Annotated in this window: 21 protein-coding genes; 4 read left to right on the top strand and 17 right to left on the bottom strand. The window is 42.7% G+C overall.

Annotation, left to right across the window (positions count from 1 at the left end; genetic code table 11):
* Window positions 1-213: 213 nt before the first annotated feature.
* The 10 genes from ACQCT8_RS15345 to ACQCT8_RS15390 all read right to left on the bottom strand — a co-directional run bounded on the left by ACQCT8_RS15345 (window position 214) and on the right by ACQCT8_RS15390 (window position 6,932).
* Complete coding sequence (locus ACQCT8_RS15345; protein WP_426872494.1) at window positions 214-993, bottom strand: sulfite exporter TauE/SafE family protein; 780 nt, start codon at window positions 991-993, stop codon at window positions 214-216.
* 69 nt (window positions 994-1,062) lie between these two features.
* The gene (locus ACQCT8_RS15350) at window positions 1,063-1,290 is read right to left on the bottom strand and encodes a sulfurtransferase TusA family protein (protein WP_426872496.1); all 228 of its coding nucleotides are present in this window, start codon (window positions 1,288-1,290) and stop codon (window positions 1,063-1,065) included.
* 18 nt (window positions 1,291-1,308) lie between these two features.
* Complete coding sequence (locus ACQCT8_RS15355) at window positions 1,309-2,436, bottom strand: MBL fold metallo-hydrolase (RefSeq protein ID WP_426872498.1); 1,128 nt, start codon at window positions 2,434-2,436, stop codon at window positions 1,309-1,311.
* 38 nt (window positions 2,437-2,474) lie between these two features.
* Window positions 2,475-3,035 carry a sulfurtransferase TusA family protein gene (locus ACQCT8_RS15360; RefSeq protein ID WP_426872500.1) on the bottom strand — a complete coding sequence of 187 codons (561 nt, stop codon included), beginning with the start codon at window positions 3,033-3,035 and terminating at the stop codon, window positions 2,475-2,477.
* A gap of 20 nt (window positions 3,036-3,055) precedes the next feature.
* Window positions 3,056-3,352 carry a rhodanese-like domain-containing protein gene (locus tag ACQCT8_RS15365; RefSeq protein ID WP_426872502.1) on the bottom strand — a complete coding sequence of 99 codons (297 nt, stop codon included), beginning with the start codon at window positions 3,350-3,352 and terminating at the stop codon, window positions 3,056-3,058.
* On the bottom strand, window positions 3,349-3,672 hold the full coding sequence (locus ACQCT8_RS15370; protein WP_426872739.1) for a rhodanese-like domain-containing protein: 324 nt from the start codon (window positions 3,670-3,672) through the stop codon (window positions 3,349-3,351). The genes ACQCT8_RS15365 and ACQCT8_RS15370 overlap by 4 nt, the downstream gene beginning before the upstream one ends.
* A 75-nt stretch (window positions 3,673-3,747) precedes the next feature.
* Window positions 3,748-4,230 (bottom strand): DsrE/DsrF/DrsH-like family protein, encoded by a 483-nt coding sequence (locus ACQCT8_RS15375; protein WP_426872504.1) that lies wholly within the window; start codon window positions 4,228-4,230, stop codon window positions 3,748-3,750.
* A gap of 110 nt (window positions 4,231-4,340) precedes the next feature.
* Window positions 4,341-4,601, bottom strand: coding sequence for a metal-sensitive transcriptional regulator (locus tag ACQCT8_RS15380; protein ID WP_041055181.1), 261 nt, complete (start codon window positions 4,599-4,601; stop codon window positions 4,341-4,343).
* A 295-nt stretch (window positions 4,602-4,896) separates the two neighbouring features.
* On the bottom strand, window positions 4,897-5,943 hold the full coding sequence (locus ACQCT8_RS15385) for a S8 family peptidase (protein WP_426872506.1): 1,047 nt from the start codon (window positions 5,941-5,943) through the stop codon (window positions 4,897-4,899).
* 125 nt (window positions 5,944-6,068) lie between these two features.
* Window positions 6,069-6,932: a VOC family protein gene (locus ACQCT8_RS15390; protein ID WP_426872508.1), complete on the bottom strand. Its 864-nt coding sequence runs from the start codon at window positions 6,930-6,932 to the stop codon at window positions 6,069-6,071.
* Window positions 6,933-7,200: 268 nt separating this feature from the next.
* Between ACQCT8_RS15390 and ACQCT8_RS15395 the strand changes: the two genes are divergently transcribed.
* Window positions 7,201-7,545, top strand: a complete 345-nt coding sequence (locus ACQCT8_RS15395) for a hypothetical protein (protein ID WP_278240929.1) — start codon at window positions 7,201-7,203, stop codon at window positions 7,543-7,545.
* Window positions 7,546-7,680: 135 nt separating this feature from the next.
* Window positions 7,681-7,884 carry a hypothetical protein gene (locus ACQCT8_RS15400; RefSeq protein WP_426872511.1) on the top strand — a complete coding sequence of 68 codons (204 nt, stop codon included), beginning with the start codon at window positions 7,681-7,683 and terminating at the stop codon, window positions 7,882-7,884.
* 371 nt (window positions 7,885-8,255) lie between these two features.
* On the opposite strand, the gene ACQCT8_RS15405 is transcribed toward ACQCT8_RS15400, so the two are convergent.
* Both ACQCT8_RS15405 and ACQCT8_RS15410 read right to left on the bottom strand, forming a co-directional pair.
* Window positions 8,256-8,666, bottom strand: coding sequence for a VOC family protein (locus tag ACQCT8_RS15405; protein ID WP_426872513.1), 411 nt, complete (start codon window positions 8,664-8,666; stop codon window positions 8,256-8,258).
* A gap of 151 nt (window positions 8,667-8,817) precedes the next feature.
* On the bottom strand, window positions 8,818-9,192 hold the full coding sequence (locus ACQCT8_RS15410) for a VOC family protein (protein ID WP_426872515.1): 375 nt from the start codon (window positions 9,190-9,192) through the stop codon (window positions 8,818-8,820).
* Window positions 9,193-9,298: 106 nt separating this feature from the next.
* On the opposite strand from ACQCT8_RS15410, the gene ACQCT8_RS15415 reads away from it, so the two are divergent.
* On the top strand, window positions 9,299-9,997 hold the full coding sequence (locus ACQCT8_RS15415; RefSeq protein WP_426872517.1) for a hypothetical protein: 699 nt from the start codon (window positions 9,299-9,301) through the stop codon (window positions 9,995-9,997).
* A 32-nt stretch (window positions 9,998-10,029) separates the two neighbouring features.
* On the top strand, window positions 10,030-10,857 hold the full coding sequence (locus ACQCT8_RS15420) for a GNAT family N-acetyltransferase (protein WP_426872519.1): 828 nt from the start codon (window positions 10,030-10,032) through the stop codon (window positions 10,855-10,857).
* 103 nt (window positions 10,858-10,960) lie between these two features.
* Here ACQCT8_RS15420 and ACQCT8_RS15425 read toward each other — a convergent pair whose 3' ends face one another.
* The 5 genes from ACQCT8_RS15425 to ACQCT8_RS15445 all read right to left on the bottom strand — a co-directional run bounded on the left by ACQCT8_RS15425 (window position 10,961) and on the right by ACQCT8_RS15445 (window position 15,116).
* Entirely contained in the window at window positions 10,961-11,581 is a 621-nt protein-coding gene (locus ACQCT8_RS15425) for a DUF421 domain-containing protein (RefSeq protein ID WP_426872521.1), read from the bottom strand.
* A 117-nt stretch (window positions 11,582-11,698) separates the two neighbouring features.
* Window positions 11,699-12,358, bottom strand: coding sequence for a bifunctional 4-hydroxy-2-oxoglutarate aldolase/2-dehydro-3-deoxy-phosphogluconate aldolase (locus ACQCT8_RS15430; protein WP_426872523.1), 660 nt, complete (start codon window positions 12,356-12,358; stop codon window positions 11,699-11,701).
* Complete coding sequence (rpiA, locus tag ACQCT8_RS15435) at window positions 12,355-13,047, bottom strand: ribose-5-phosphate isomerase RpiA (RefSeq protein WP_426872525.1); 693 nt, start codon at window positions 13,045-13,047, stop codon at window positions 12,355-12,357. Before rpiA ends, ACQCT8_RS15430 begins: the two co-directional genes overlap by 4 nt.
* Before the next feature lie 44 nt (window positions 13,048-13,091).
* Window positions 13,092-14,042, bottom strand: coding sequence for a sugar kinase (locus tag ACQCT8_RS15440; protein ID WP_426872527.1), 951 nt, complete (start codon window positions 14,040-14,042; stop codon window positions 13,092-13,094).
* Between the two features lie 444 nt (window positions 14,043-14,486).
* Entirely contained in the window at window positions 14,487-15,116 is a 630-nt protein-coding gene (locus ACQCT8_RS15445; RefSeq protein ID WP_426872529.1) for a spore coat protein, read from the bottom strand.
* Window positions 15,117-15,167: the final 51 nt, after the last annotated feature.

Below are 15,167 nucleotides of genomic sequence, written 5' to 3' on the forward strand. Positions count from 1 at the left end.
CCAATTCCTTATTTTTGATGCGCTGGAAAGATTACACGTTCTTCGAAGAAGAACCATGTATAAAAAAAATTTAAAATCGATCAATATGGCTTGGAACCCTGATATATCAATTGTTCCCGAGGGAGTCGCCATCTTCCGCTCCGCTCACCTACTACTACTAAATATATCCTTGTTTTTAAACTTTTTTAAATTTTTGTCCCAGCATATCCTGAATTAAAACAGAATATCGGTCCATATTTTAACAGCGGTTGCTAAAATTAAGATCGCCAAGATCACTTGCAAAATTTTGGTGTTTACTTTTTTCCCTGTCATAGCACCTAATGGTGACGCAATCAGGCTTGCGATGACCATAATAAGGGCAGGGTAATAGTCGACCTGACCCGTTGTAATTTTTCCAACGGCTGCACCGATGGATGAGATAAACGTAATGGCCAGTGAAGAGGCAATGGTCATGCGGGTTGGAATTTTAAGTACGACCAGCATGATTGGAACCAGTAAGAATGCGCCTGCTGCTCCTACTATTCCTGCAGCCACCCCTACAACCAAAGCCAAGACAGCCGCCAGCGGTTTATTAAAACGAACCTGATCCAGTGCCACGTCGTCTAATCCTTTTTTTGGGATAAACATCATGACAGCAGCAATTAACGCGAGTGCACCATATACAATATTGATGGCATCCTCCGGCATAAGTTTAGATCCGTAGCCGCCAATAAAGCTCCCGATTAAAATACTGGCTCCCATATATGCAATCAGGCTTTTATTAAGATAGCCGCCTTTGCGGTATACCCAGACACCTGCAATGGTTGCAAAGAAGACCTGAACTGCACTGATTCCTGCGACCTCGTGTGCACTGAATGCAGCCAGACCAAAGAGGGGCGGAATATATAAAAGCATAGGATACTTTATGATGGAACCTCCAACACCAAGCATTCCCGAGATGTAAGAACCGACGAAGCCAATTAAAAAGATAATTAAAATAAATTCTATATCCATTGCTTCTCACACTCCCTAAAATAGAAAGGGAGAACCATCTGTCCTCCCCTTTTTTCTTTCTGGCAATGATTATGCTTTTTTAATCCAGAATTTTAATACATCGTTCTCTTCAGCACTGTTCAGAAGTTCATGACCGCCTGAAGCAGCCCATGCCACAAAATCACTTTTTGCTCCTTTATCTGTTGCATGGATTTCCAGGATGTCTCCTGATTGAAGATCTGCTATTGCTTTTTTTGTTCTTACGATCGGCATTGGACAAGCTAATCCTTTAGCATCTAATACTTTTGTTACGTTCATTTTAAATCTCCTCCTGTTTTATCGAATGGCACAGCGATTTGGACCAATTTCCATTTCACGCTGCTCTTCTTCATTTTTTGTGATTTTTCCTAAATTCAGCTCACGAATTTCCTGGTATGCATTGGGCTGCGGCGGAAGATTCCCCGTCACTTTGTCTCTGAATTCCTCTTCGCTCTCTATATTCAACCCATGGTTTTCACGAAGTAAGTGTCCTAATGTTTTTCCAACACTTCCATCGTCATTTACTTCTTCCATGATCATAAAGTGTGCAGGCAGCACCATTAATTTTTCCGGAAGATTTTTGAATCTGCTGTAAAGTGTTTCCCGCAGGTCTCCCACCCAGTCTTCTGCCAAGCCGGCAAGATCCGGACGGCCGATCGAGTCGATAAAAAGAATATCACCCGAAAGCAAGTAAGCATCATCCACTATAAAAGAAGTAGAACCAATCGTGTGACCCGGCGAGTAGATCGGCTGTATGCGGATGGTGGTTGAACCTGTCGTGATTTCTTTTCCTTCTTCCAATGCTTCATAAGAATACGGAACATCTTCAGCATCTTTCGGCGGAAGCCAATAGGAAGCTCCTGTTTGCTGAGCTATTTTTCTGCCTCCAGAGATATGGTCTGCGTGCAGGTGAGTATCAAGCACATGTTTAATCTGAACTCCTTTTGATTGAGCAAATTCAATATATACATCTGTCATGCGAGTAGCGTCAATCAAGGAAGCTTCCCCATTTGAAAGGACCATATAGGACAAACATCCTTTGCCAATCCGTACAAATTGATAAATTTCACCGCCTTGAACCGTATCGCCAACTTTAACCGGCTCAAGATGCTCACTCCAGGCTTTCATACCGCCCTCGAGATAAGAGACATCTACTCCTTCTTCAGCAAGCATATCAGCTACCATAATCGATGAGCCTTCCTTGGCGCAGACTACAACTACTTCCCGATCTTCAGGGAGTTCTTTCAAGACGTCCTCCACTCCATCAAGCAAATCAAAATACGGAATGTTCATGGATTGAACGTTTTCTCCTTCTACTTTCCAGTCCGCAAAGCTGTCATAATTTCGAACATCTAAAAGAAAGATGGGTTCTTTGCGGATTACTTTTTGGGCAAGCTGTTTCGCCGTCATTGGTTTTACACTCATTTTTGTACCCCCTACCGTATTATATTCTCTAAAATTTTTTATATAGATGTTGTTTCTCCATTCCATCCACTCATACCGGGGACTACATTGTAGACCTTGGCAAAGCCTGCTGCGGTTAATTTTTTCGCAGCTAAATCGCTTCTGCTTCCTGTACGGCAAATGACATAGACATTTTTATCTTTATCAAGACCATCTACCTTTTCGTCAAGTGCACCAAGTGGAATCGATTTGGCGCCCGGGATGTGGCTGAAGGCAAACTCTGCTTCTTCACGAACGTCCAGCACCATACTGTCTTCCTTCAATAATGCTGCTTGAAGCTCTTCGTTGGATACTGTCGGCTCATATGTTGTTTCAGCCTTTTCTTCGCCGCTTGCTTTACGAAGATAATGATGCAGTACATCTCCTTCTTCCACTGTTCCAAGGTATTGATGGTTTGCACTTTCGGCCCATGCCTTTAAGTCAGCCGTGGAGCCTTTATCTGTCGCCTGAATATGAATCACCTGACCAGGCTCTAAGTTGTTCATCGCTTTTTTTGTTTTGACGATTGGCATTGGACAAGCGAGTCCTTTTGCATCCAGCACTTCATTTGCTTGTATCATTTTCTATTCCTCCTTTGTTTTTACTCCGTTTTACCGTTCCATTCCAGCATGCCGCCTGTCATATTGACAACACGGTAGCCATTACGATCCAGCAGGTCAGCTGCCATTCCGCTTCTTCCACCGGATCGGCAGACGAGCGTATATTCTTTCTTTTTATCCAGTTCATGCATGCGGAACTCCAGCAGTCCCAGCGGAATATTTTGTGCACCAGGAATCTTGCCTTGTGCCACTTCATCCGTTTCTCTTACATCGATTATATGGAGTTCTTCTTTTGCTGAGAGCTTTTGTTCTATCTCAGCAGGTGTCATTTGTTTCATTGCTTTTTCACCTTCCCGTTCCAGGCAGACATCCCGCCTTTAATATTTGTAACCGAACTAAACCCTTTCTTTTTAAGTGTGGTACTGCCTTTCATGCTTCTCATTCCGCTTTGACACATGACCACGACTTCCTGATCCTTCTTTAATTCATTTAGTCTTTTCGGCAGTTCATTTAAGGGAATATTTCGAAACCCGGGAACCGCACCCCGCTTAAATTCAGCAGGTGTCCGGACATCCACATATTGTTTATCTTTTTGATTTAGATTTTTTTGTAATTCTTCTGTACTGGATTGTTTAATACCTTTTGAGGAAAACCCCATTTTGTTTGCGAATATAACCCCCAGCGCAATCACAGCAATTATCAGTAATGCTGTTTCCATTTTTAACAGTCCCCTCTAGATGAATAGATTGACATTTCCTTTTTCAGCGTCTCCAAGATAAGCGGCTACTCCAGCGTAATCCAGGCCGTGTACAAGTTCATCCTTATGAAGACCTAAAAGATCCATTGTCATGGTGCAGGCTACCAACTTTACATCCTGCTCTTTTGCTAAATCTATTAACTCCGGAAGTGTCATTGCACTGTGCTTTTTTATCACATGCTTGATCATTTTGGGTCCCATACCTGCAAAGTTCATGTTTGAAAGCGGCATTTTATCAGCGCCGCGGGGCATCATACGCCCGAACATATTTTCAAGAAATCCTTTTTTAACCGGTACGAGCTCTTCCTTTCGCAGGGCATTTAGTCCCCAGAACGTGTGGAAAATCGTCACCTCGTGATCGTAAGCTGCTGCGCCGTTGGCAATAATGTAAGCTGCCATTGCTTTGTCATATTCCCCACTGAATAAAACGATGGTTGTTTTCTTTTTTTGTTCTGACATTATTTATTCCTCCTATTACCCCTATGGGTATTATAGTTTTCAAAAAAATTTAATTTACCCCACGGGGTATAATTTATCTTAAATAAAAAGGGTTGTCAACCTTTCTATTTTTAGCGGCTTTTTACAAGTAGATTTACTGCTTCCTGCACAAGCGCGTCAGTGTCTTCCCCGTCTTCGTTTGCTTTGCGCACACATTCAACCAGGTTTGAGCTGACGATGACCCCCATCGTGCGGTCAATAGCCGTCCGCGCAGCTGATAGCTGGACAATTACGTCCTTACAATCCTGCTCTTCTTCCATCATACGCAGAATCCCTTTTAATTGACCCTCTATTCGTTTTACTCGATTTTTTACTTTATCATCGTAGTCCATGATGAGTACCTCCTTTAGTTGAACAAGATTGATTATATACCCCTATAGGTATATTGTCAACAGATTGATTTTTTTCTTCTTATAGCAGTTTCACCTCTACTAACCGTTGCTGAAATAGAAGTATCAAGAGCCTGGGACAAACATGTCTCAGGCTCTGCAAACAGTTCACTGCACTTCAGGGAAATGATTCGCGAGAGAACAACTCGCGAGACCTTTTCACGCTTCGCTATGCTTAGGTCTCCGTTTCCCTCTAAGGTTTGCTGGCGTCGCCACTTTCTGCTGCGCTCACCTCATACTAACGGTAAGTCCTGCCCTTATTAGTACTAACATTTACTGTTTTATTTTCATTATTACTCTCAGATGTATCTCCAAAGCATGCATTATACATTCTAAAGACTTTATCAAATTGATCCAGGATGTCAAGCGCTAGGAGTCCGTTACCTTCTGCCGTTTTTGGATAGCCAAGAGGAACCGTCCTTTTAACAAGCTGTGCATAAAGTTCTGCCTCACTTAGCTGCCGTTCATAGCGTTTTTCAGCAATATTTTTAATCAGTGCAAGCGCACCGGAAACATGTGGTGTAGCCATTGACGTGCCAGAGAGGTTGGCGTATTGCCCATCCAAATAGGTGGAATGTATGTTAACCCCAGGGGCTACCAGATCGATTTCATCGTTTGTGTTGCTGAAAGGAGCGATCTCTCTGTTGAAATTAATGGCACCAATTTGAATCACTTCTGCATAGGCGCCGGGGTATGCATATTCATTTGTATCCGGTCTGTTATCTCCTTCATTTCCTGCTGCACAAACAACAGCAACTCCTTCATCGACGGCACGCTTTACCGCTTCGTGAAGCTCAGGCAGATCTGCAGGTCCCCCCAGAGACATAGACATAGCGCAGACGCTTTCGCCATTAGGCCCACGCCAGTCGATTGCATAATGTATAGCATCAACAATCCCCTGGTAGCTTCCGCTGCCTGAGCCAGTCAGCACCTTTAAAATCAGCAGCCCGGCTTTTGGAGCAGCTCCTGCAATTCCTTCACCCTCCATGCCTGAAGCAGCTACTGTGCCCGCTACATGCGTACCATGACCGTTATTATCACTGTAGTTTTCAGTGTCACCGCCGTAATCAGCGGTAAAGTTACGGCCGCCTACGATTCTCCCGGCCAGATCAGGGTGATCGGACTGACAGCCTGTGTCAATGATTGCAATGACCTGCCCTTCACCGTACTCGGCTTCTTCCCAAACCTCGGGAGCCTGAATCATTTTGATGCCTTCTGGCAGAGCTTGCTGTGAAACAGAATGGATTTCCTGAACCTGAAAAGGAATGAGTCTGATTTTATCCATTTCATTTCCTCCCTTATGTTTCTTTTTCCGTGAATGAAGAAGCACAGTTAGATCCTAGTACCCTTTCTATATTCTCCAAACCACAGTCAATTTCCTGCCTGAAGAAACCTTCACTTTTTTGCTTTTTAACGGCTGAATTCTTCATTTGTTATGATAATGACTTGATTACCGGAGGGATCTTTCGTCCAAAACATTCCATCCTTAGCATTCACCATGTACTTTAATTTTCGTAGCCGTTCGACCGCCTTCATTTTTTCATTCTCATCTTGAACAACAAAAGAGAACCAATGTAGTCCGACACTGTTTTTTGATGGAGGAGGAGCCCCCACCCCCTGCCAGGTGTTTAAACCGATGTGGTGGTGATAGCCCGCTGTTGACATGAAGAGGGCCTGTCCATTAAATCGGCTGACCACATCCAGACCGAGGGCTTCTCTGTAAAACTCCTCCGTTTTACCAAGCTCAGATACATGAAGATGGAGATGGCCAATTACCGTTTTCTCCGGTACTTTCCCCCACTCCTTTTGTTCTCCGCTCAATAATTCTTGTATGTTTAAAGGGTCAATTGACATACTAACTTGAGAATCGTGCCAATCCCATTCTGTATGAGAGCGGTCTCTATATACTTCAATGCCGTTGCCATCCGGATCATCAAAATAGACAGCCTCACTTACCCCATGATCTGAGCCGCCCATTTTTACTCCGTTCTTTACTAAATGTGCGATCAAATCAGATAGATCACTTCTGGTAGGAAGTAAAAGTGCAAAGTGGTAGAGACCAGTGGTCCGCGACTCTTTTCGCTTTACTTCCTCCGGCTGAACAAGTGAAAGGATGCTTTTTGAACCATCCGCTGACAGCTTCGCACTTTTTTCATCTCTGCTGATTAATCTAAGTCCAACGATGCGCTCATAGAAAGCCAAAGAACGTGCGATATCCGAAACCACTAATTCAATTTTTCCTACGAAAGAGGCAGGTGGCTGATGAAAGGTCATATTTCCACTTCTCCTATCATACCTATATTTTTGTGCGAAAAAACCCAACCAGTTACTTTATGTAACTAATAGTAGAAGGATCTTCAATTATTGTCAAATGCAGATATTTCGGCTGTATAGACATGTGAAGATTTTGCTAAAATAAGGGATATTCTATTTTTTTCGACATTTCCTATTTCACTATATTAATAACAGGAAAATATACCCGTTTTGAGACGGAGAAAAAGAGGTATGTAAAGATTAAAATACACATTAGGAGAAGATTAAAATGATTGACTATAACTATTTTCAAAAACAGCTTGAGCAGGAAATGAGTGTAGAAGCTGCAGATCAGCCGGTGATTAACTGCATTAAAGTTGCCTCTTCTCAACTGGAGACTCGCCTGAATGACTGTAAACACTGCTCGGATCATGATATAAACAAGATCTCCAATGCCATTAAGGCAATTGAAAAAGAAATTTTGTCTCAAAAGCCGAGCAGCAAAGTTCTTTCCTATATGCTGAAGAGAGTTCAGAACATGGTGGATTCCATTAAAAAGACACCTGAGGTTTTAATGGCATATGCGCGCTGGCGTTCACTTGTAGAGATGTCGATTAAAAGTTCATTAGCGTAATACCCAAATGTTTTGGTTAAGGTCCCTTTTTTATCAGGGGGGCCTTTTTTTGCGCAAGGGAAGAAGAAACGAAAAGGCTATGGATATATTTTGTAAATATCCATCAGCAGACAAATGACAAAGAAGTACCGAACAATGAAAAAGCCATTTAATATTGCGCTGTCAACAAGAGTGAAATATGAAGCTGCTTCAATCAGCCAGAAAAAGCTTTCTCATACCATAGGCAGATGGTCGGTATTTAATCGCTTTTTTTCTGTTTCACCCAAGATGCAAGCAGAAAGACGTATGGTAAGGGTTTTGTCGATAGAAAAGATTTTCGACAAAAAGCGATCGCTTTAAATAGGAAAAAGCCTTTACCCCCATCAGGTAAAGGCCCATCTATTCGATCATACATTTCACTCGTTATTATGAAAAAGATTTGCTTTCTTTTGGCTCACTCGCTCCGTTTTGAAAGGAAATATGATACTCGTTTTAAGAAAGCAAATCTGTCTTCGGCTCCCACTACAAATCGTCAAAACAGCGTTCCATCCTGCGGGACTTCCCTGCTGCCTCACCGTCGGTTTACGTGGTTACAATGAATATATACCCCGTTCCCATCTTTCAAAACTACCTTACTATAATTTTTTTGCGATGGTTTTTTTACGATGGATAATGACTAATTCTAAATTCTTTACCTTAAAATGATCACACTAATTTACAGCGTCGGCGGTTTAATTTTTTACTAAATTTAACTGCCAGGTTACGCCGAACTTATCGCTGACCCAGGCGAATTTTTGACTAAAAGGATACGATGCAAGAGGCATTAACACGCTGCCTCCTTCAGACAGCCAGTCAAAAGCAAGTGTAATTTCTTCTTCTGTGCCGCAGTTTAGATAAAAAGAGATGGCAGGGGTAAATGAAAACTCATGCTTCACACTGCTGTCTATGCACATAAACTCCTGGCCATTAAGGGAAAATGTTGCGTGCAGAATGGTTCCTTCTTCTCCCGATTCATTTGGTCCGTAATATTGTACATTAATAATCTCAGAATCATCAAAAATAGAAACATAATAATTCATTGCTTCTTCTGCCTGCCCCTCAAACATCAAAAAAGGGGTTATTTTAGTCAGGGAATGTGCCACAGGTTTTCACTCCTTTTTTGAATTAGATCTTATTTTTAATGTCCTCTCTATAATAAGATTCTTTTTTTACTTTTTATATCCTTCTTTTTATTTAGTTCTTTTAATGGTAATGTACGCCATTTAAAGATTAGTAAATAGAACAATTCTTTTTTTACCCCGTGCAAATCATAATGCAGTGACGATCCGGATCCTTAATTAAAAAATAGGAAAAGTCGTCAAACTCGGTTTTCTCAAGTATTTCTTCGACTTTCATTTCTTCCCTTACAAATTGAAGCGCTTTTTCAAGATCGTCTGTGTGAAAATTAAATAGCGGATACGGGCTGGGCTGAATATCTTTCTGACCGCCTCTCCCAGCGTCCAGGGTCAGACCTGTATGCCCCTGTATCTTAATATTCCATACAGGCAGCTGAACTTCTTCCGTATTTATCTCCTCGCCCAGTAATTTTGAGTACCACTCAGCAGACACTATAAGATCTGTTACATGAACAAAAACCGTGTTCATTTTATTGTCAATTGGATGCTTCATTCCTTTTCCTCCTTTACCATTTGTGTTCAAAAACCAGGTTTACTTTTTTCTTATTGAGTATAATTAGAGTAGCGAACTGAACCAGAATTGAAAAGGTGGTTAAGCCATGAATCTATTTGCAAGTAAGACCGCCCCTCAGGTAGTTTTCAATCAAATGACATGGATTGAAACACCTCTTGGCCCTGTTTATTTTGAAGCTGGGATGGCTGATTCTTTTCAAACAACTCGCGATGCTCCTATGACCACTTATCAATTGACCAGCGGAGTGATCGTGCATTCATTTAAACAGCCTGGGTTTGAAGCGGAACTCCTCCTCTCTGAAGTGCCGGTCCCTTATCAAGTGGATAAAGTCATGGCAGGAATCTGGAGGCTGAAGGCGCATGAAGACGCGCGTACGTTTCGATTCAAAACCGGGTTGGTGCCGAATCCTTCAGTGCATATCGACACTGGACCAGGTGGCGGAGAACATTTTGAAGCCCTGACAATGCATGATAAAAAGTGGCATGTATCGCTTGGAACAGAAGATGAAGAAAAACTGCTTTATCGTGAGAGTGCTCAGGATTTTCTGCCATTTTCTTTACATGACCGATCCTTTAAGCCGCCTTATCAATCATATGGATTAGTCGAGATGGAAAAAGATCTTTGTTTTCATGTTGAGCTTCCTGCCATCCGAAAAAATGAAATTGTTCAAATTCATTTCGCCGTTGCGTGGAAGCCGCTGGAGGACGCCTGGAATGACATATCAACCTGGGCTTCAGTAGATCTTGATGTAAAAGAATTGCTGAAGCAAATAGAATTTACCTGATTAAAAGTTTACTAAAGATGGAGCGTGACAGGATGTTAAGTAAAAAAGAGCTGAATGAAATCGATGTATTGAAGAAAATTTGTGAAAAACAGGATGATATCCAGCTTAAGCTAAATGAAGACTGGCTAGCCATGGACAATCCGGATGGTTTAAAAGTCTATAAGGCTTACGAAGAAAAAGTTTTAATTGGCTTTATGGCAGTCTATGGATTTGGGTTAACGGCAGAGGTTTGCGGAATGGTACATCCTGCTCATCGAAGAAAAGGTATTTTTTCTTCTTTTATGGAAGAAGCAGCGAGTTATTTCAAGGAAAAAAAATACACGAAGGTGCTGTTAAATACCCCTGCGAAATCCTTGTCAGGAAAAGCTTTTTTAGAAACCATGCCTTGTACGTATTCCTTTACCGAATATCAAATGAAGTGGCTGCCCGGTGCATTGGCGCCTTCTAGTCAAGCGGTGGTTCGAAAAGCAAAGGAAGTGGATAAGGAGCTTGAAATCCGCCTGGATATTGAAGCGTTTAACACCACTAAAGAAGAAGCCGAACAGCATTGGAACCTAAGGAAGCAGGAGCATGGCCAGACAAATTACATCATTGAGCATGAAGGCAGCGGCGTTGGAAAGCTGCGGATTCACCGGACAGACAACCAGTTGTGGATCTATGGCTTTGCGATTTTGCCCATTTATCAAGGAAAAGGCATTGGCCGCAGTGCCCTGCAGCAGGTCATTCAAAAACAATCGATCTCCCAAAAGGAGATTCATTTGGAAGTTCAAGCTGATCATCAGCATACATTGGGGCTTTATCAGTCCTGCGGGTTTGAAGTCTATCATTCACAGGATTATTATCGATACGATGAGGGGTAAATGGTCTGACTGAATAAGCTCCTTGAATCCTAATAACCAAAGATGTGGGCAGCTCTGAAAAAAGACTCTACGGAGCATGCCCCTTTCTCTCTTTATACAGCCTTTATTGCAAATGCCTGGGGGGATTGACTGAATGTTCCTGCTCATGAATTTCTGAAAAAAGATCTTGGGCAGCCCCCTCTGTACTCTGTTCTTTTGCATCGCTTACAATGCCAAGATGCTGCATAATTTGATCAAGTTTCTGCTGAAGCAATTGAAATTCAGCAGCAGTTATCGGTTTTGCGTCTTTTTTTAATTCAAAGCCTACCTGCCCATTTGGTTCCAAAGTGGCCCATTTCACATCAGTGATTTTCGAGACATTTTGCTGCCTTAATTTCATTTCAAGCTGATCCACTGTTAAGCGCAGCTTCCGTAAATTCTTTTCATGAAGATGTCCATTTTCAACAATGATCTTAGATTTTCCAGTAATCACTTTTTCAACACCATCTGATTTTATTTGAAAAAATTCCATCCCTACCAGCGTGACAACAAGCACTGCTCCAACCATCAATGTGGTCCAGATATTTTCACCAGCTAAAGGCTGGATTAAAAGAGATCCAATTCCGATCATGATGACTGTCTGTGTCAGCGTCATTTGGGAAATTGATTTTCGACCTGCAAACCGTAGTAGAAACGTTCCTCCCAGCACGATGATGACAGCTTTCCATAGTAAATCCCATTCCATCAATCTCATCCTTTCAGTAAAACACCTGCCCTTTTACAAGTATGAGCCTGTTTTCCGCGCTTTATGAATAAGGATGAAAGATGCACAAATTTATCTGAAATCGATCAGCAAACGAAGTTAAGAAAAAGCGCATTTCATTTTTTTGGTCTCGGCAACGATCCTCACAAAGGCACCAGCCCTTGCTGCTATCTTTTCTTTGTCATGATCAGTTACCTCATGCAGCAGGGGCACCAGGGTACTGCCAACCCCCAATCCTTCAGCACCTGCGTCAATATAATCCGCTGCATTATCAAGATCGATTCCGCCTGTTGCCATGAGAGGGATATGCGGTAGTGGCCCCTTTATGGTTTTAAAAAAGGCAGGCCCTATTACATTGGCAGGAAATACCTTAACCATATCCGCTCCATGCTCATAGGCATTTAGAATTTCAGTGGGAGTCATAGCTCCCGGGATACTGACTGCCCCATAGCGTTTTGTCATTTTAATGGTTTCAGGATTGAACGAAGGAGAAAAAATGAACTTTGCACCAGACAACAATGCTGCTCGTGCAGTTTCTGCATCAAGAACAGTTCCCGCCCCTACGATGATCCCCTCTTCTTCAAGTGCTGCTGCGGCTTTTTCAATAATTGTCATGGCGTTTGGTGTTTCTACCGTTATTTCTAATGCTGAAACACCGCCTTTTTTTAATGCACGGGCGATCTCGATAATGGTTTCAGAATTGGACCCCCTAACCACCGCTACGATCCCGCAGTCTGTCAATTTTTCAAGTAAATTCATCTTTCGCCCCTCCTCTTCTCCATCATTTCGGCTCCTCTTTGATTGCCTAGAATCACTGCATCTGCCATGTTCAGAAAAAGACCTGTATCCACCACTCCTGTAAGCAATTTTATTTTATGGTGAAGAGAAACAGGGTCTTCAATCCTTGTAAACGAGCAGTCTAAAATGAAATTCCCGTTGTCCGTCCTAAACCTTTCGTTTCCCTTTTTTCTCACCTGTGGGTCGCAGCCGAGTTTTCCCAGTTGAAGCGCAGTGGCTTCAAAGCCAAATGGGACGACTTCAACAGGCAAAGGGAAATTTCCAAGTTTGGAGACCACTTTGCTTTCGTCAGCGGCAATAATAAATTGTTTAGCCGCAGCAGCGACCACTTTTTCTCTGACTAGAGAGCCGCCTCCACCCTTAATCAGCCGGAATTCCGGATCAATTTCATCTGCTCCGTCAATGGCCAGGTCAATGTCTTTGATTTGAGCAAAAGAGGTTAGCGGAACTCCAAATTCCTTTGCCCATTTTTCCGTCTGAAGGGAGGTTGGTATGCCCTTTATGGTAAGTCCTTTTTGAACCAGTTCACCCAGCTTTCTTACCATCCAGTACATGGTGGATCCTGATCCGAGCCCAACGATCATCCCATCTTGAACAAACGAAGCTGCTTTTTCACCAGCCATCTGTTTATATGTGTCATCAGCTTTCAACTCCTATCCCTCCTCATGTTTACGCGTGTTGCGGCTGCTCAGCGTCAACGTTCAATTGATTCTTTTTCACCCAGCTGTACCAATACATCATCCAAATAAGGCAGACCCTCGTTATCTCCAGAAACACTTACAACCATTGAACCCATTGTATTAGCAAAATGCAGCGTTTTTTCGAGCGTCCATCCGTTCAACACCCCGTAGATAAAGCCGGCATCAAAGCCGTCTCCCGCTCCAACTGTATCAACAACTTTTCGGGCTTTAACTGCAGGGGAAACCAGCTTTTCTGAGTGATGATAGCCAATCGACCCGCTTTCACCCTGCTTAATGGCAATCCATGAAATTCCGTGCTCGATGCTTTCGGCAATGATTTCATCCGGATCCGCCGTACCAAATAAAATTTCTGCTTCTTCCACTCCGGTTAACAGAATATCTGTATAAGGCATCAATTCAGTAAGACCCGCTTTTGCCTCTTCTTTGCTCCAGAGCTTTAATCGTATGTTGGGATCAAGAGAGACAAGCATCCCCTGCTGTTTTGCCAGTACGACTGCCTGTTTAATCAACTCAACATTCTTTTCTTTATCAACAGCCGGGAAGACTCCGGTGACATGAAGAAGCTTCGCTCCGGAAAAAATGGAGGCAGAAAGGTCTTCTGTTTTAAGCGTCGTCGTTGGAGAGTTGGAACGGTAATAAAATGTCCTGCCGCTGCCGTCCTCCAACACCTCTTTAAAATAGACAGAAGTCGGATACTGGTCCACCAGCCGGACATCAGATGTGTCAATGCCTTCCCCTCTTACAAAATTTAGTATGTAGCGGCCGAACTCGTCATTTCCAAGCCGGCTGATCCATTTCGTCTTAAGTCCAAGTCTCGAGCAGCCGATCGCCGCATTCAGCTCTGCTCCTCCTACTTTTCGTTCAAACGTTGTAACATACCTCATCGGTCCTTTTGACAGAGGATTCAATGAGACCATGGCATCTCCAATCGTAACTACGTCCATTTTTTCACGCTCCCAATTTGTTTATCATATATTTCTGCTTATTTAATGGAGGATGAAGCGGCTGCCCAATAAAGAAATCACGCTACCTTAGTGTATCGAATAAACAAAGTATAGAGGATTTGAAATTGCTTTACAATGTATTGTCAGAATTTTTAATACAATTATGATAGGAGAGATTCTTTTAATTTATAGTGATCCATGAAGCGGGGAGATAATTAATGTGGCTGGAACCGCACAAGTTCTAAAAGTTGAAACAGTATATTTCGTTAGTAGCAGGTTAGCGGAGCGTAAAGTGGCAGCTCTAGCAAGAGATGACAGATGACAGCAGGCTGAAGCGCAGGGCAACGGTCAAAGAGCCTGAGACAGATTTTTGTCTCAGGCTCCATAGACTATATTAATATATCTTCATTGCCGCTCCACTTTTAGCGCTGCAGCTCTTTTAGATTATTGCATCATTTGGCTGCCGGATGGCCCTGATGCTTTCGCATAGCCGTTAATCATTTGCTGCATGTCACCTTGAGATAGCTGCGGCACCTGATAATAATGATGTCTGTTTTGATACAGGAAAAGTTCGTAGGCCATCTCCACCCAGTTTGGCACGCTGTCTGCCACCGCTCTTCTTAAAACGGGATGGGTCATTTCCAGTGCTGTCATGGCTTTGAGCGAAGCACCGGATTTAACATGGCCCAGCATATACCCTGAAATAGATTGATCGCTGATTTCATTAACGGATTGGATTGGTTTTGAAGGCGGCATTTGTGTAAGCCCAAAAACGGTCGAATTTCCTTGATCCATTTTCATGTCGTACGTCTTGATGGATTGTGACGGCTTGGCACCGGTTTGAAAAATTTCAAGCGTTGTATTGTATTCCTGCTTTAAAAAATCCAATTGGTGGTCAAGAATCTGCATTAATTCCTGATCCTTCACATGCTCACGGAAGAGTGTGTATTGGTCGATTACACCGATTGACATGGATAATACTTCACTGACATCAAACAGTTCATGTCCTCCATGATTAAGCGTCTGGGACATTGAAGCTGATTGCTGCATATTTTGCTGTTGTTGATTTTGCATGGATGATACCCTCCTTTTGTTCTCGAGGGTAGTTTGCCATTTCTATTGTGT

Source organism: Jeotgalibacillus proteolyticus (assembly GCF_050107735.1).
GTDB lineage: Bacteria > Bacillota > Bacilli > Bacillales > Jeotgalibacillaceae > Jeotgalibacillus > Jeotgalibacillus proteolyticus_A.